Source organism: Oceanicaulis sp. HTCC2633, from assembly GCF_000152745.1.
Lineage (GTDB): Bacteria > Pseudomonadota > Alphaproteobacteria > Caulobacterales > Maricaulaceae > Oceanicaulis.
In genome coordinates this window covers 80,654-97,155 of sequence record NZ_CH672428.1, presented here as the reverse complement: position 1 = coordinate 97,155, position 16,502 = coordinate 80,654, and the positions used below count along the sequence as shown (strand labels likewise).

Below are 16,502 nucleotides of genomic sequence, written 5' to 3'. Positions count from 1 at the left end.
CCAAGCGCTATCGTATATAGTATATGCGATACTAAAGCTCATTGCGGGTATCGCATCGGCACTCGCAACACAGGATATGACCCATGACCAAATCTCTGCTTCTGTCATTCGCCGCCCTGGCTGCGCTCTCCGCGCCTGCCGCAGCCCAGCAATACGTGTCTGGCTCTGTTGGTCTGAACATGCAGACCGACAGCGATAATGAAGGCGCGTTCTCGCGTGACTTCGTCACGGGCGACGGCGTTGCGGTTCCGCCCGGCGCGGTGCTGCCCGCCGGGACGGGCGTCGGCTGGACGACCGAGTTTGATTCCGGCCTGTTCGTCTCCGCCGCATACGGCTATCGCCTGAACGAGATGTTCCGCGTGGAGGCCGAGCTGTCCTATCAGGGCGCGGATGTGGACACGCACACGGACGTCCAGGCCGGCGGTTCCGCGCTGGGCGCGGCTGACGCCGCCGTGCTGATCACGGGCTCGTCCCCGCTGGGCGTGACCGTCTCCGATCTGGTGGCGGACGGCCAGGGCGACCTGACCTCCACCGGTCTGGCCATCAACGGCTATTATGATCTGCCGATCGAGAACTCGCCCTTCGCGCTTTATGCGGGCGCCGGCGTCGGCATTGCTGAAGTGAAGGTGGATTATTCGCCGTCTGGCGTCGCCATTGTCGATGACAAGGAAATGTCCGCCTTCTTCCAGGCCATGGCGGGCGGCTCCTACGCAATCAGCGATACGACCGCTTTCTACGCCGGGTACCGCTATCGCGCCTACAAGGATGCCGAGACGGATTCTGTGCTGATCCCGGCCTCTCTGGATGTCGAGAATTCTAGCCATATCCTCGAGCTGGGCGTGCGGTACAGCTTCTAGACAGACCTCAGCGCGCATGAGGGGGTGTGTCTGAGGCCGGTGTGCGGGCCGCTGCATGGGGCGGTCCGCACATGTCTCAGTCGCTTTAGCGGTTAAGGAGTTGCTTGCGCCTCACGCTTGCTGCTCTATCGTGCCCTCGAACAGACAGACGAGTCAGGGAGGAGCCGTTCATGCGCGCATTGGTCTGCAAGGATTTCGCACCTTACAAGAACCTCACGGTGGAAGAGGCGCCCGAACCGCCTCTGGGCGAGGGCATGGTGATGCTCGACGTGAAGGCGGCCGGGGTGAACTTCCCCGATATCCTGCTGGTCGAGGGCAATTACCAGATGAAGCCGCCGACGCCTTTCGTGCCGGGCATGGAAGCGGCCGGCGTGATTTCCGGCCTCGGCGAGAAGGTGCAGGGCGTCAAGGAGGGCGATCGCGTCATCGCCGCCACCATGCTGGGCGCCTTCGCCGAAAAAGTGCCGGTGCATTTCAGCCAGGTGGTGCCCATGCCTGAAAGCATGAGCTTTGAGGAAGGCGCGGCGCTGACCACCATCTATGGCACCAGCTATCACGCGCTCAAGGACCGCGCCCGTCTGAAGGAAGGCGAGACCGTTCTGGTGCTGGGCGCCGCCGGTGGCGTGGGCATCGCCACCGTGCAGCTTGCCAAGGCCATGGGCGCCAAGGTGATCGCTGCGGCGAGCTCGGACGAGAAGCTTCAGTTCTGTCGCGACAATGGCGCGGACGAGACGATCAACTACACGACCGAAGACCTCAAGGCGCGCGTCAAGGAGCTGACCGGCGGCAAGGGCGTGGACGTGGTGTATGACCCGGTGGGCGGTGATTACGCCGAACCCGCGCTGCGGGCGACGGGTTGGGATGGCCGCTATCTCGTGATCGGCTTCGCCTCCGGCCCCATACCGAAAATCCCGCTCAATCTCGCGCTGCTGAACAGCCGCAACATCCAGGGCGTCTTCTGGGGCGCCTGGGCGGGACAAAATCCGCGCGACAATGCCAAGAACCTCAAGGAAATCTTTGACTTCTACGAGGCGGGCAAGATCAAGCCGCAAGTGTCCGCCAGCTACAAGCTGGAAGATTACGCCAAGGCGTTCGAGGATCTTCTCGAGCGCCGGGTGAAGGGCAAGGTCGTCCTGACGCCGTAAGGCGACATCGTGTGACTTAGATCCTGAAACCCCCGGCTGAGACCCTGGCCGGGGGTTTTTCATGATCGGCGCCCGGATATTGGCCATTGGGGCGACGCGGTGCAGTATGACGCCGGACAGGGGGATGTAATGCGGCATATTCTGACGGCGGTTCTGGCGGTCCTGACGCTGGGCATGACAGCGCATGCGCAAACTTCCGATGCGCTGGACAGCTTCATCATGCGACAGATGGAGCGTTCGAACGCGCCGGGGCTCGCCTATGCTGTTGTGGACGGTGCGGAAAGCCGCTCCGAGGGCGCCGGAATGACGCGCAGCGGGGGCGAGACGCCTGTCACCGCGCAGACCCTGTTCCGCATTGGCTCTGTCTCGAAAAGCTTCACTGCCCTCGCGATCGTGCAGCTGGGAGAACGAGGCGCGCTGGACCTTGATGACCCGGTGTCCGTGCATCTGTCTGCGTTTGAGGGTCAGGCGCCGATCTCGCTGCGCCAGCTGCTCAGCCATACCAGCGGATACTCCACCGTTCAGGGCAATTCGGCCGCCCATGGCCTGACGCTGGCGCAGCGCGCAGCCCGGCTGGCCGCCGACGGCCCGGCGCAGACGCCCGGATCCGGCTGGGCCTACTCCAATGCGAACTATCAGATCCTCGGCGCGGTGATCGAGGCGGTCAGCGGGGAGGCGTATGCCGACTATGTCACCACGTACATCCTGTCCCCGCTCGGAATGACCAGCACCCGTGTCCAGACCGACGCGCCGGTGGAAGGGCTGGCGACCGGACATCAGCCTTTCTTCTTCGGACGTCGCGCCGTGCAGACAAGCGGCGGCGAGGCGGCGAGCGCCCCCTCTGGCGGCGTGATCTCAAGCGCCGGGGACATGGCGCTTTACCTGTCGATGATGCTGAACGGTCAGGACGATGTAATCTCGGCGGCTGCGAAAGCCGACATGCTGCGCCCGGCCAGCGACGCTTCGCCCTATTACGGACTGGGCTGGGCGCTGGATCCCGAGGGCGGCTATGCGCTGCATACGGGGCTCACGCCGGGCTTTGAGGCGATTGCGGTTCTGGAGCCTGCGCAACAACGCGGCGTTGTCGTGCTCGTCAATGCGTCGGGCGGAATGGGGTTCAGCGAAGTCTATCCGCTGCTCTATGGCGTCACCAATCTGGCCCTGGGCGAGCCTTATGAGGGGGCTGGCGCGGACTGGGGCGCGAAATCGCTCTATCTGCTCTTCCTGCTCATGCCGGCGGCCTATCTCGCGGCCAGCATTGGCGCCTTTGTCCAGCGCGACGGTTTGCGGGCCAAATCCGGGCTTTTCGGCCAGATCAGCCTGTGGCTGCCGCTGGCCATGTCCGGCGTGCTGGCGCTGGTGCTGCTGTGGGTCGTGCCCGGCCTGTTCGGCACGACGCTGGGCGGTCTGGCGCTCTACCAGCCTGATCTGGTGATCCTGCTCTACGCCAGCGTGATCACCAGCGCGATCTGGGCGTTGCTTCGCCTGGTGATCGCGCATACGGGGCCAAGACCCTAGTCCAGAGCCTTGGGCCGCGGGCGTTCGCCACGCACATGTACGACGTCCACATCGGAAAAGGTGCTGGGCGGCAGATAGTCCTTGCGGAACCAGGGATAACGCGTGCCGTCGAAAATCTCGCGCAGCCAGTCGAGCACCTTGCGCACCCGCGTCACCCGACGCTGGTCGGGATGGTAGACCATCCACAGGGTGATCGGGACCTCGAGCCCCAGATCCACATGCACCAGCTCGGGCTGCACCTTGGCGGCATAGGTCGGGATCATCGAGATCGCGGTGCCGGCGCGTACGGCCTCCACCAGCGCCAGTGAGTTGTCCGTCGTCAGGGACGGATTCATCATCTGCTTGATGGCGCTGGCTTCCTTGGGCCAGTGCGTTTGCTGGGCGCTATAACTGACCAGATCGGCGATGCGGTGGTTAAGCACGTCCGCCACGCTCTTGGGCGCGCCATAGGTGTCCAGATACGCCCGCGCCGCGAACGGCACATAATGCAGCGTGCCCAGCTCGGTCGCCACATGGCTCATGCGCTTGGATTCGGTCATCTGCAGGCAGATGTCGCTCTGGTCGAGCGCCAGCTCGCCATCCACCCGCGTGTTGATCTCCAGATTGATGGCCGGGTTCGCCTCGACAAAGCTGGGCAGTTGCCGTGCGATCCAGTAGCCCGCCACCCCCTCGGGCGCGGCCAGGTGAACGGTGCCAGCGTCCGCGCGGTCAGCCTGGTGGGCGATGCGTTCGATGTCGCCGGCGGTGGATTGCATGATCTGGACCTGGGCCCAGATGCGCTCGCCGATGGCGGTCAGCTCCACGCCTTCCGCGCCACGGGTCACAAGGCGGGCGCCGATCCGGGTTTCAAGCTGCTCCAGACGCCGACTCACGGTTGGCTGTCCGATGCCGAGCTTGCGAGCGGCGCTGCTCATGGACCCCGAGGAGACCAGCGCATGGAAAATACGCAGATCGTCCCAGTCAAACAGTTGCGGCTTAGTGCTCATGAACGCGTCCGCTTTGCGGATGAATAGGGGGCATGTCGTCTTCGCTGAAGCGCAGGAGGGAGGGGAACCGGTAACATTCCTGATATTGGATGAGGGGCTTCATGCGCGATCAGGATAAGCAACACCGGCTGGAAGGGCCAGATGCGCCAGCGACCGCTGAACTCATGCGCATCTTCGCCCGGCATGGCTTTACATCTTCTGAAGAGCCCTCGGATGTAGCAGACGCCTCTGCAGTCGCCGTCACCGCACTGGGCGGGGCGCTGGCCTCGGCCGAAATCGTGCTGGGATGTCAGGCGCGCACTGGGCGCTGTTTCTTCATCCGCCGTAATGAAGCGGGCGAAGCCAGCGGCTTTATCGCCCTGCTGTTCCTGAACGCTCTGGGCTTTGAGGCGCTGATGTACGGGCGCCTGTCGCCCGACAATCCCGACCTTGATCAGCTGACCGCGCCCGATGAGCGCGCGTCGGCGATTTACGTGTGGTGCCTGGCCGGCGTCAGCGAAGCGGACAAGCGCGCCGTCGTGCGTGCCGTGACCGAAGCGCGACGCCGGGCCTTCCCGCACGTGGCCTTGTTCGCCCGGCCCATGAGCCGGGAGGGACGCATGATGACCGCGGCGCTCGATGCGCCGTCGTCAGGCGCAGCCTGGCTGGGGTGGGTGCCCCAGGCTGCCGATAGCAACAAGTCTTAGGGTCGGAGGGGGCTATGGACGGAACACGCGTAGAGGAATTCGAACCGCCCGTGATCATTCGCGTGGCGCGAAACCTGGAAGACATGCAGCGGATCGCTGTGGTTCGCGCCCTGGTCTACATGGCGGAACAGGACTGCCCGTATGACGAGGAGTTTGACGGCAACGATCTCGCCGGCGCCACCCATTTTCTGGGCGAGGCGGGCGGAGAGCCGCTGGGCTGCCTGCGTATTCGCTGGTTTGCGGATTTCGCCAAGATTGAACGCGTCTGCGTGCGCAAGGGGCACCGCTCGGGCCGGGTCGCGCGACAGATGATGACCGAGGCCATGGAGATCATCCGGCGCAAGGGCTACCGCAAATTCGTGGGCCATGTGCAGGAGCACCTGATCCCGTACTGGAAGCGCTACGGCTTCATACATCGCGAGCACCGCGGGGTCTTCGTATTTTCAGATAGGGCGTATGCGGAAATGGAGGGGCGCCCGGCGCCTCACCCCCAAGCGCTGCACATTGATACCGATCCGCTGATCCTGGATCGGCCGGAAGGGGATTGGGATCGTCCCGGTCCGCTCGACAAATCGGTGAAACGCGGCGCGTCGCCGCTACAGGGGAGGGAGCCGGCACGCGGCGCCAAGGCTGCGGCTGCGCTCAAGGAGACGGAGAAAGCAAAATGAGCCTGGGTGTTCCCGTACTGGTCTGCCTGGATTTGCAAATGGAGTTCGTGGCCGAGGGCCGTCCCTGGACGGATCCGCAGGGTGAACGCATTGCCCAGGTCAGCGCATCCATCCTGTCTGAAGCCCGCGCGGCGAACTGGTCGATCGTGCATGTCCAGCTTCATCCGGGCGGACCGATCATGTCCGATAACGGCTTGCACCAGCCGGCGCCGGGCTGCGAACCGCGTCCGGGCGAGATTCTGCTGCGACGTGCGGGCGTGTCCGCCTACGCGCATCCCGATCTCGCAGGCATTCTCGAGGGCGCCATGGGCGCGCCCGCCTATCTGATGGGCTTCTCTGCACCGACCTCGCTGACCGCCACGATGTATGACGCCGAGGAGCGCATGCATCCACTCAATCTGATCGAGGAAGCCGTCGGGTCGGCTGAAGTCGGCGAATGGTCCGCCGATCACGCCCGCGCCCTGTGCATGGATACGGCGGCCAAGCTCAATCGCCTTGTCTCGCGCAGCGCGCTCTTCGGTGAGAAATCCCAGTATGCGCTTGGCCGCATCAACATGCTGACCCAGCCACGACTAAGCTAGACTGCAGCAGCTTGATCGTGCGGAGAAAGGCGAGGTCGGGGGACCTCGCCTTTCGTATTTTGAGCCCGGCTTGCGCGCAGAATGCTTGCCATCGGTCAGACAAGCTGGTCCTCTCAGCGTCAAACAGACCGGGGAGAGACTGATGCGGCGTCTTTTGATGAGCGTATGTGCTGGGGTTCTGGCGAGCGGAGCGGCGATGGCGCAGGACCAGGCGGAAGACTGGGCGATCGTGCTGCATGGCGGCGCTGGCGTCATTGAGCGCGGCGACATGGATGCAGAGACCGAAGCCGCCTATCGCGAAGCGCTGGATGCGGCCATCCGGCTGGGCGGAGAGATGCTGGCTGACGGCGCCAGCGCCATGGATGCGGTCGAAGCGGTCATCCATACCCTTGAGGATGATCCCAAGTTCAATGCCGGGCGTGGCGCGGTGTTCACATCCGGCGGTCGCAACGAACTTGATTCCTCCATCATGCGCGGCTCGGACATGCAGGCTGGCGCGGTGGCTGGCGTCACCAATGTGCGCCACCCGATCTCGCTGGCCCGTGCGGTGCTCGAGAACAGCCCGCATGTGATGCTGCAGAGCGAGGGCGCAGAGGCCTTCGCCGCGGACCAGGATCTCGAACTGGTCGACAATTCCTATTTCTTCACCGAGCGCCGCTGGGCCTCGATGGTGCGCGCAGTGCGTCAGCTGGGCTTGCCTGTTCCGCCCCGCCCCGAAGGCGCCCCGGATCCCGAACCCATTCGGGAAGGCGCGCTTGATCTGATGGAGCGTGAGCACGCTTTCGGCACTGTGGGCGTTGTCGCGCGCGATGCGACCGGCGAGATCGTGGCGGGCACGTCCACGGGCGGCACCACCGCCAAGCGCTGGGGCCGGGTGGGCGACAGCCCGATCATTGGCGCCGGCACCTACGCCACGCCCCAGTGCGGCGTTTCGGCCACCGGTACGGGCGAATACTTCATCCGCCTGAATGTGGCGGCCCGCATCTGCACCTATATCGAGAGCGGGCAGGATGCGGACGACGCCCTCGATTCGGTCATCATGCAGGACCTGACCGCCATGGGTGGTGATGGCGGGGTGGTGATCCTCGCCAATGACGGCCCGCATTGGGCCTTCAACACGTCCGGCATGTATCGCGCCAGCTGGACCCCCGGGTCTGATCCCGTGGTCTCGGTCTATGGGGATGAGGACTAGGCGCGATGGGACAGGCCGTCCGTGCCGGTCTTGTCTATTTTGTGATCGTCTTTGCGATCGGGTTCGGTCTGGGCAGTCTCCGCGTTCTTCTGGTCTCCCCCGTTCTGGGTGAGCTGGGCGCGGTGCTGCTCGAGCTGCCGGTCATGCTTGGCGCGTGCTGGCTGACTTCACATGCCCTGACCCGGCGCATGCCTTCCGCCACTCCGGCGGCAGGTCTTGTCATGGGCGCGGTGGCCTTCACCTGTCTCATGATCGCGGAGTTGGCTCTGGGCAAGCTGGCGTTCGACCGCAGCCTGACCGACCAGGTGATCCGTTGGACAAGCCTGGCCGGAGCGCTCGGACTGTTCGGGCAAATCCTGTTTGCACTGTTTCCATGGATTCAGCTCCGCCGAACGCCTTCCATTTAGTTTCAAATGTAACTATCTTGTCGGAGATACGGTTTTCGCCAGTCAGGGAGCGCCTCATGGCTCGCAAATGGATTTACGCATCTCGTGTGGAAGGCAACGCCTCGCGTCAGGCTCACGCCGACATGCCCGAAGGCACCTATGAGCGGGAGATGAGCAAGGAGGGGTTCTTCGGCCCCGCCGCCTTCCTGCACCACAAGCGTCCGCCCACCGGTTGGGTCAATTTCGAGGGCCCGCTGCAGCCGCGCGCCTTTGACCTGAACAAGCTGGGCGCGGCGCAGAACACGCCGTGGGAGTCCGCCTCCGTGCTGTTCAACAACGCTACGGACATCCGGTTCTGGTCGCTTGCCGAGCCGATGACCACGTTGGCGCGCAACGCCGATGGCGACCAGCTTCTGTTCATCCATCGCGGCGCGGGCTCGCTGTTCTGCGATTTCGGTCATCTCGAGTATGAGGCGGGCGATTACATCGTGCTGCCGCGCGGCACGCTGTGGCGCCTGTCCCCGTCAGAGCCGACCCTGGTGCTGATGGTGGAAGCCACCAACACCCACTACACCCTGCCGGACAAGGGCCTTGTCGGTCCGCACGCCGTGTTCGACCCGGCCATGTTCGACGTGCCCGCCATGGATGACGCCTTCAAGGCGCAACAGTCCGATGAGGACCATGAGTGGAAGGTGCTGATCAAGAAACGCGGTCAGGTCTCCACCATCACCTATCCCTACAATCCGCTTGATGCGGTGGGCTGGCATGGCGAATTGCATCCGGTGCGCCTGAATGTGCGTCATATCCGGCCGCTGATGAGCCATCGCTACCATCTGCCGCCGAGCGCGCACACCACCTTCCTGTCCGATCGCTTCGTGGTCTGCACCTTCGCCCCGCGTCCGTTCGAGACCGATCCGGGCGCGCTGAAAGTGCCGTTCTTCCACAATAATGACGATTATGATGAAGTGCTGTTCTACCATGCCGGCGACTTCTTCAGCCGCGACAATATCGATGCGGGCATGATGACCTTCCACCCGGCGGGCTTCACCCATGGCCCGCACCCCAAGGCGCTGGCCAACATGCTCGAGCAGAAGAAGCCGGCGACCGACGAATACGCCGTGATGATCGACACTCGTGACCCGCTGGATGTGGGCGAGGGCGCATCGCGTGTCGAGAATCTGGACTATGTGAACAGCTGGAAGCCGAAGGCGAAATAAGCTTCGCGCACCGGCCTGACCTGAATGACTGCATCCGGTGGCGCTGTGGCGTCGCCGGCAACACTAGCGGAGAGCTCCCCTCATGAAACTCGCCACGCTGAACAATGGAAAACGCGACGGCCGCCTGGTGGTCGTCTCCAAGGACCTCGCCTGGTGCGCGGACGCCAGCCATATTGCGCCGACCCTGCAGGCGGCGCTCGATGAGTGGGAGACCAAGGAGCCGGCCCTGCGCTCGCTGGCCGATGAGCTGGAGCGCGAATCCATCCCGCGCGAGCGCTTCCATGAGCGCGAAGCTCTGTCGCCCCTGCCGCGGGCGTTCCAGTGGGCGGACGGCTCGGCCTACGTCAATCACGTGGAACTCGTGCGCAAGGCGCGCGGCGCGGAGCTGCCCGACAGCTTCTGGACCGATCCGCTAATGTATCAGGGCGGCTCGGACAAGTTCCTGGCGCCCCGTCAGGATATTCCGCTGGGCGATGACAGCTGGGGCTGTGACTTTGAAGCCGAAGTCGCGGTCATCACCGGCGACGGCCCGACGGGGCTGAGCGCGGACGACGCCGCCAAGCAGATCCGTCTGATCATGCTGGTCAATGACGTGTCCCTGCGCGGGCTGATCCCGGGCGAGCTCGCCAAGGGCTTTGGTTTCTTCCAGTCCAAGCCGCCGAGCGCCTTTTCCCCGGTCGCGGTGACGCCGGACGAGCTCGGTGACGCCTGGGATGGCCGCAAGGTGCACCTGCCGCTTCATTCCTGGCTGAACGGAAACAAGTTCGGTGAACCCGAATGCGCCGTCGACATGACCTTCGACTTCGCCCAGCTGGTCGCACACGCCGCGAAAACCCGTCCGCTGTCGGCGGGCTCCATCGTCGGGTCGGGCACCATCTCCAACAAGCTGGACGACGGTCCCGGCAAGCCGGTCGCGGAAGGCGGCAAGGGCTATTCCTGCATTGCCGAGATCCGCATGATCGAGACGATCTATGACGGCGCCGCGAAGACCCCGTTCATGACCCCGGGCGACACCGTGCGCATCGAGATGCTGGACAAGGACGGCAAGTCCATCTTCGGCGCGATCGAGCAGAAAGTGGTCCGTTACGAGGGCTAGAAGCGACGGGCGCGAGTCTGAACGTCGTGAGGATCAGGGCCGCCGCGAACGCTCGCGCGCGGCCCTTCTTGCATGGGCTTGCGGCAGCGGGCCTTGGCGGTCTTCACCGGATTCACAGCGGTTGAGGGGCGGGTTTGCAGAGTTCGCGATCCTGAAAGACAGCGCCTTGTACGGACTTTTTTCCTTTCTGTTTGGTCATCTTTCTTTCCTTGCGTCCCCCATTGGCGTGGGCAAACTTGCCGCATAAGGCTGCCTTGAGAGGGCGGCGCATCGCGTGCATCCAACGATATGCGCTAGGGGAGACCACCATGAAACATCTTATCGGCGGGGTTGCCGCCGCTGCTCTGGGCCTTGCGGCGTCCGCCGCCTCGGCCCAGGACGATCAGACCTTGATGCTGCGCATGCCAGCTGTTCACGGAGACACGCTGGTCTTCGTCTACGCCGGCGATCTGTGGCGATCCGGGCTGGACGGACGTGATCCGGTTCGTCTGACCTCCCATGCGGCCGACGAGCGCTCGCCGCACATCTCCCCCGACGGGACGATGGTGGCGTTCACCGCCGACTATGAGAACAATCAGGACGTCTATGTGATGCCGATCACGGGCGGTCAGCCCCAGCGGCTCACCTGGCATCCGGGAAATGACCAGGTCACGGGCTGGTCGCCTGACGGACGCGTCCTGTTCGCCTCCCATCGCGAGGTCAATCACGGACGCTCCGACCAGCTCTGGTCGATCGCGCCGGGCGAAGGCTATCCGCGCAAGGAAATGGACGCCCGTTTCGTGATCGGCGACATGAGCGCAGATGGCCGCCTGGCCTATCACCCGACGCGTCTGGCCCATTCCTTCTTCACAGATGGCGGCTCGGGCTGGCGGATCCACCGCGGCGGCTCCACCGGCACCATCCGCATCCTCTCCGCCGACCGGGAAAGCTCGACGCTTCTGGAGAGCGACCGGATCAATGAATTCTACCCGATCTGGGTCGGCGACCTGGTCTATTATCTCTCGGATGTGGATGGCGAACAGCTCGCTCTCTACAGCTATGATCCCGAAACCGGTGAGCGCACCCGTCTGCATGACGAGGCGCCCTGGGACATCCGCTGGATGGATTCTGACGGCCAGACCCTGGTCTTCGAGGCGGGCGGCCGTCTCAAGCGCTATGATGTCGCCACCGGTCAGGTCAGCGAGATTCGCGTATCCCTGAACGCCGATCTGCCCCAGCTGGCGCCGCGTTGGGAAAACGCCGCCAGCACCATCCAGTCCGCAGCCCTGTCGCCGACCGGTCAGCGTGCGCTGATCACGGCGCGCGGCGAGGTGTTCTCGGTGCCGCTGGACGAAGGCTCCACCCGCAATGTGTCAAGCACGTCCGGCGTACGCGAATACACCGCCATCTGGTCTCCGGACGGCAATCGCGTGGCGTACATCACGGATGCCGGCGGCGCCCAGCAGCTCACGGTTGTCGATCAGCGGGGCTTTGAGAGCCCGCGAACGCTCTCGCTCGGCGGTGCAGAGGATTCCTTCTACTTCCTGCAGTCATGGACGCCGGAGACGAACCGGATTGTCTACACCGACCATCTGCTCAACCTCTATGTCCTGAACCTTGAGACCGGTCGCTCGACGCGAGTGGCCACCGAGGTGCGCCGGTCCGGCTTCGAGACGGCCGTCAGCCCGGACGGGCGCTGGCTCGCCTACACGCTCGAGCAGGCCAACTTCCTGCGCGACCTCATGCTGTACAATCTGGAAGACGGAACCCGGATCACCGTGTCTGACGGCATGGCGGATGTCGGCGCGCCGGCCTTCTCCCGCGATGGCGCCTATCTGTACTTCGCGGCCTCCACGAATGTGGGCCCGCAACAGGTCGGGCTGAACATGCAAACCCGCGAACGCCCGGTGCGTTACGGCCTCTACGCGGCGGTCCTTGCAGCGAACGGCGACTCGCCGCTCCTGCCGGGCACGGGCGATGAAAACGCCGATGACGGCTCGAACGGGTCTGATGACGAGGATTCGGACGCCGCCGCCGCAACGCGCGTGGATGCGGCCGGCCTGTCGGACCGGATCGTGGCGCTGCCGGTGGCCGAGCGCAATTACGCCAATCTCGGCGTCGCCAAGGATGGCTCGCTGCTGTTCCTCGATCTGGCCCAGCCGGGTGCGGAATACACGCCGCCCGGAGAAAGCCCGAACGCGCAGAACCGTCTGATGCGGTTCGATTTCGAGGAAAAGGAAGCTTCCGAACTCGCTAGCGGCGTCAACCAGTTCATTCTCAGCCAGGATGGCTCCACGATTCTGGTCGACCGCAATGAGGGCGGCTGGGCGCATTCTGAAACCGGAGCGAGCCTCGAGCTGAAGGGGCTGAACACCTCGGGTATGCGTCTTCGCATCGATCCGCGCGCGGAATGGGCGCATATCTTCGATGAAGTCTGGCGCATGGAAGCGGCCTATTTCTACGATCCGGACCTGCACGGTCTTGACTGGCAGGGCGTGCGCGAACGCTATGAGCCGCTCCTGGCCCATGTGGGCCGTCGTGAGGACCTGAACGCGCTGATGGTCGACATGATCGGCGAATTCCAGGTTGGCCATAACCGGACCGGCGGCGGCGACGTCCATCGTGAGCAGGGCGTTCCCGGCGGACTTCTCGGCGCTGATTTCACGTTGGAAGGCGGACGGTATCGCATTGCGCGGATCTATTCCGGCGAATCCTGGAATCCGTTCCTGACTGCGCCTCTGGCGTCTCCGGGTCTGGATGTCTCGGCCGGTGATTTCATCCTGGCCATCAACGGACAGGATCTGACCGCGTCGGACAACATTCATGCCCTGCTGCAAGGCACGGTGGATAACCAGATCACCCTGACCGTTGCGGATACGGCGAATGGTCGAAGTGCGCGCGACATCATTGTCGAACCGGTGGGCAACGAGAACGCCCTGCGTCTGTGGGGCTGGATCGAGGCCAACCGCCAGGCCGTGGACGAAGCGACCGATGGTCGTGTCGGCTACATCTACCTGCCCAATACGGCAGGCGCCGGCTATGACTTCTTCAACCGCATGTACTACGCCCAGGCCAACAAGCAGGCGCTGATCTTTGATGAGCGCTCCAATGGCGGCGGCCAGGCGGCGGATTACATCACCGACGTGCTGTCACCCTTCCATCTGGCGGGCTGGCTCAGCCGGGGCGATCAACTGCCCTACAACACGCCGTTCGGCGCTCACTATGGCCCGAAGGTCATGATGATCGACCAGGACGCGGGTTCGGGCGGGGATTTCCTGCCGTATTCCTTCCGCCGTCGCGAGATCGGGCCGCTCATCGGCACCCGGACCTGGGGCGGCCTGATCGGCATCTCCACCAATCCGGGCCTTGTGGATGGCGGCTCGCTGGTGGTGCCTTACTTCCGCTTCTACACGCCTGACGGCGAGTGGCGCGTGGAGAATGAAGGCGTTGCCCCGGATATCGAGATTCATCTCGACCCGGTGGCGACCAATGCCGGACGGGACAACCAGCTGGAGCGCGCGCTGGCCGAGCTGGAGCGCATGATGGCGGCCCAGACCACGCCGTCGGTCCCGCTGACTGCGCCGGCCGCGCCCGAGACCGTCGGGCAGTAGGTCCCGACCTCGACGCAAGAAGGGGCGCCTGAGCTGTCAGGCGCCCCTTTTTCTTGAGCCGCGCGCGCCTTCGATGGGCCGCGGCATGATCAGTTGGGCGCGAAGCCGCCGGTTTTCAGCGTGTAGCGCTGGCCGTCGAACCCTTCAAAGATCTCTACCGTGTCAGGATGGCCCACTGCGCCGTTCTCGGCGTCGGGCAGCAGATTGCCTTCAGAGACATAGGCCTCGTAATGGCCGTCCTCGTTTTCCGCCAGCAGGTGATAGAAGGGCTGGTCCTTGTCCGGTCGCAGCGATTCAGGGATCGACAGCCACCAGTCCTCGGTGTTCGCAAACACCGGGTCGACGTCAAATATCACGCCCCGGAACGGGAACAGACGGTGGCGCACCACATCGCCGATTGTGAACTTGGCCTCACGCAAGCCGGACCTCCTGAATTCGGGACCGTCAATGTAGTAGCCAGCACATGCAATTCCAGTGCCTGACGCTGTCAGAGCCGGGTTCTGCGCTTTCACAAGCGTGAAAGGCGAGCTATCCTTAACGTCAAACTGAAGTATCGCCCGCCTCAGGCCTGTCAGCCGGCGCCCATACCGGCGCGCTGCAGGATCGCCGCGGGCGCGATGAGGACGAAAACCATGGCGAAGGACGCGGCCGGCTCGGAGCCAGCGCGCCAGCGCCCGAATCGAGGCCGGAAATCCGCCCGCCAGGACCCGATCTACGGGGCCATCGATCTGGGCACGAATAATTGCCGCATGTTGTTGGCGCGGCGGACGCGGGGCGGGTTCCGCGTCGTTGACGCCTATTCCCGCATTGTCCGTCTGGGCGAGGGGATCACGGCGTCAGGCGAGCTTTCCGAAGCGGCGATGGATCGCGCCGTGGAGGCGCTGGGCGTCTGCGCCGAACGCATCAAGCGGCGCAATGTCACCAAGATGCGAGCCATCGCCACCGAGGCCTGTCGACAGGCCAAGAATGGCGAGCTTTTCCTGGAGCGCGTGAAGTCCCAGACCGGTCTTGATATGGAGATCATCGGGCCGGAGGAAGAGGCGCGTCTTGCAGTCCAGGGCAGTCTGGACCTGCTTGATGAAAGCATGGATGCGGCCGTCGTCGTCGATATTGGCGGCGGATCCACCGAGCTGTGCTGGGTGGATCTGGCGGAGTGGCGCAATCGAGGCGGCTATGACAGCGGCGGACGTCCGCCGCTGCGCGGCTGGTCCTCCATGCCGCTGGGCGTGGTGACGCTGTCTGAACGCTTCCCCGAACCCAGGAAGGCCGATGACGCCGCCCGGGCTGAATGGTACGGCCAGATGAAGGCGTATGCGCGCAAGCATCTCAAGCCGCCCAAGGGCGCGCGGCGCTTGCGGCCGGTCTTCGAGGCAGGGCGCGCCCACATGGTGGGCACGTCCGGCACGGTCACGTCGGTGGCGGGGGTGCATCTGAACCTGACGCGCTATATGCGCGACAGGGTCGACGGGATGTGGATGACCACTGAAGAGGCCCACGCCGCCTGTCAGCGCCTCGCCACGCAGGATCGCGCCGGCCGCTCGCGGGAGGGCTGCATCGGGCATGACCGCGCTGATCTGGTGCTCGCAGGCTGCGCCATCTATGAAGCGGTGATGGAAGCCTGGCCCACAGAACGCGTCCGGGTGGGCGACAGGGGACTGCGCGAAGGCATGCTGCTGAACCTGATGCGTCCCAAGCGTCGCCGCGGACGCCGGGGCGCCGGCAAACGGGCGGACGCCGCCACATCTGAAACCGGGAAGAGAGACGGCCATGAGCAAGGATGACGAAAACGGCGAGGGCGAACCCGAACGTCGCCGCCGCCGGTCCGGCCCTGTCACAAAGGGCGGGGACGCCCGCTCGGCCAAGCAGTTCCGAACGCGCGTAAAAACCGCGAGGGGCCGCAAATACTCCTCCAAGCTCTGGCTGGAGCGACAGCTCAATGACCCCTATGTGGCGCGCGCCAAGCAGGAGGGGTATCGCTCTCGTGCGGCCTACAAGCTGATCGAGCTCGATGACAAGTTCGGCCTCATCAAGCCCGGCATGCGGGTGGCGGATCTGGGCGCGGCCCCGGGCGGCTGGACTCAGGTCGCGCTCAAGCGCGGCGCCGAACATGTCGCCGGCGTTGACCTTCTGGAGATCGAACCGATCGCGGGCGCCATCCTGATGCAGCTCGATTTCACCGAAGAGGGCGCCGAGGACAAGCTGAAGGCCGCGCTGGGCGGGCCGGCCGATCTGGTGATCTCCGACCTTGCGCCCTGGACGACCGGGCACAAGTCCACGGACCATTTGCGCATTGTCGCGCTGGTGGAGACGGCGGCGTATTTCGCCCTGGATGTGCTCAAGCCTGGCGGCGGGTTCATCGCCAAGGTCTTTCAGGGCGGCGCGACGGGTGAATTGCTGGACCTTCTCAAGCACCGGTTCGAGAAGGTGCGCCATTACAAGCCGCCGGCCAGCCGGTCGGAAAGTGCGGAAACCTTCCTGCTCGCCACCGGTTTCAGACCTGAGACCAAGGGTGCGCCCGAACAAAGGTAAACGCCGTTCACTTTTGACTTGGCGTTTTCATTCATATGTGGATACTCCCAT

The 16,502-nt window shown here is 64.4% G+C and carries 15 protein-coding genes; 13 read left to right on the top strand and 2 right to left on the bottom strand.

Going from position 1 to position 16,502, the window contains the following annotated elements; genetic code table 11:
• Positions 1 to 83: 83 nt before the first annotated feature.
• The 3 genes from OA2633_RS00505 (at position 84) to OA2633_RS00495 (ending at position 3,520) form a co-directional block, all read left to right on the top strand.
• Positions 84 to 857, top strand: coding sequence for an outer membrane protein (locus OA2633_RS00505; RefSeq protein ID WP_009800502.1), 774 nt, complete (start codon positions 84 to 86; stop codon positions 855 to 857).
• A gap of 170 nt (positions 858 to 1,027) precedes the next feature.
• Complete coding sequence (locus OA2633_RS00500; protein ID WP_009800501.1) at positions 1,028 to 2,002, top strand: NADPH:quinone oxidoreductase family protein; 975 nt, start codon at positions 1,028 to 1,030, stop codon at positions 2,000 to 2,002.
• Positions 2,003 to 2,131: 129 nt separating this feature from the next.
• Positions 2,132 to 3,520: a serine hydrolase gene (locus OA2633_RS00495; RefSeq protein ID WP_009800500.1), complete on the top strand. Its 1,389-nt coding sequence runs from the start codon at positions 2,132 to 2,134 to the stop codon at positions 3,518 to 3,520.
• Here the strand turns inward: OA2633_RS00495 and OA2633_RS00490 are convergent.
• On the bottom strand, positions 3,517 to 4,506 hold the full coding sequence (locus OA2633_RS00490) for a LysR family transcriptional regulator (protein ID WP_009800499.1): 990 nt from the start codon (positions 4,504 to 4,506) through the stop codon (positions 3,517 to 3,519). The two genes, OA2633_RS00495 and OA2633_RS00490, sit on opposite strands and share 4 nt — an antisense overlap.
• A gap of 101 nt (positions 4,507 to 4,607) precedes the next feature.
• On the opposite strand from OA2633_RS00490, the gene OA2633_RS00485 reads away from it, so the two are divergent.
• The 8 genes from OA2633_RS00485 (at position 4,608) to OA2633_RS00450 (ending at position 13,922) form a co-directional block, all read left to right on the top strand.
• Positions 4,608 to 5,192 carry a hypothetical protein gene (locus OA2633_RS00485; RefSeq protein WP_009800498.1) on the top strand — a complete coding sequence of 195 codons (585 nt, stop codon included), beginning with the start codon at positions 4,608 to 4,610 and terminating at the stop codon, positions 5,190 to 5,192.
• 14 nt (positions 5,193 to 5,206) lie between these two features.
• Complete coding sequence (locus OA2633_RS00480; protein WP_009800497.1) at positions 5,207 to 5,860, top strand: GNAT family N-acetyltransferase; 654 nt, start codon at positions 5,207 to 5,209, stop codon at positions 5,858 to 5,860.
• Positions 5,857 to 6,441 (top strand): cysteine hydrolase family protein, encoded by a 585-nt coding sequence (locus tag OA2633_RS00475; RefSeq protein WP_083783153.1) that lies wholly within the window; start codon positions 5,857 to 5,859, stop codon positions 6,439 to 6,441. Before OA2633_RS00480 ends, OA2633_RS00475 begins: the two co-directional genes overlap by 4 nt.
• 142 nt (positions 6,442 to 6,583) lie before the next feature.
• Complete coding sequence (locus tag OA2633_RS00470) at positions 6,584 to 7,633, top strand: isoaspartyl peptidase/L-asparaginase family protein (RefSeq protein WP_040612324.1); 1,050 nt, start codon at positions 6,584 to 6,586, stop codon at positions 7,631 to 7,633.
• A gap of 5 nt (positions 7,634 to 7,638) precedes the next feature.
• Positions 7,639 to 8,040: a hypothetical protein gene (locus OA2633_RS15040; RefSeq protein WP_009800494.1), complete on the top strand. Its 402-nt coding sequence runs from the start codon at positions 7,639 to 7,641 to the stop codon at positions 8,038 to 8,040.
• Between the two features lie 56 nt (positions 8,041 to 8,096).
• Positions 8,097 to 9,236 carry a homogentisate 1,2-dioxygenase gene (locus OA2633_RS00460; RefSeq protein ID WP_009800493.1) on the top strand — a complete coding sequence of 380 codons (1,140 nt, stop codon included), beginning with the start codon at positions 8,097 to 8,099 and terminating at the stop codon, positions 9,234 to 9,236.
• Between the two features lie 82 nt (positions 9,237 to 9,318).
• A complete protein-coding gene (locus OA2633_RS00455) occupies positions 9,319 to 10,332 on the top strand; it encodes a fumarylacetoacetate hydrolase family protein (RefSeq protein ID WP_009800492.1) in 1,014 nt (337 codons plus the stop codon).
• Between the two features lie 308 nt (positions 10,333 to 10,640).
• Positions 10,641 to 13,922, top strand: a complete 3,282-nt coding sequence (locus tag OA2633_RS00450; protein ID WP_009800491.1) for a S41 family peptidase — start codon at positions 10,641 to 10,643, stop codon at positions 13,920 to 13,922.
• 89 nt (positions 13,923 to 14,011) lie between these two features.
• On the opposite strand, the gene hspQ is transcribed toward OA2633_RS00450, so the two are convergent.
• The gene (gene hspQ, locus OA2633_RS00445) at positions 14,012 to 14,341 is read right to left on the bottom strand and encodes a heat shock protein HspQ (RefSeq protein WP_009800490.1); all 330 of its coding nucleotides are present in this window, start codon (positions 14,339 to 14,341) and stop codon (positions 14,012 to 14,014) included.
• A gap of 213 nt (positions 14,342 to 14,554) precedes the next feature.
• Between hspQ and OA2633_RS00440 the strand changes: the two genes are divergently transcribed.
• Both OA2633_RS00440 and OA2633_RS00435 read left to right on the top strand, forming a co-directional pair.
• A complete protein-coding gene (locus OA2633_RS00440) occupies positions 14,555 to 15,703 on the top strand; it encodes a Ppx/GppA phosphatase family protein (protein WP_009800489.1) in 1,149 nt (382 codons plus the stop codon).
• Complete coding sequence (locus OA2633_RS00435; protein ID WP_009800488.1) at positions 15,690 to 16,451, top strand: RlmE family RNA methyltransferase; 762 nt, start codon at positions 15,690 to 15,692, stop codon at positions 16,449 to 16,451. The genes OA2633_RS00440 and OA2633_RS00435 overlap by 14 nt, the downstream gene beginning before the upstream one ends.
• Positions 16,452 to 16,502 lie beyond the last annotated feature (51 nt).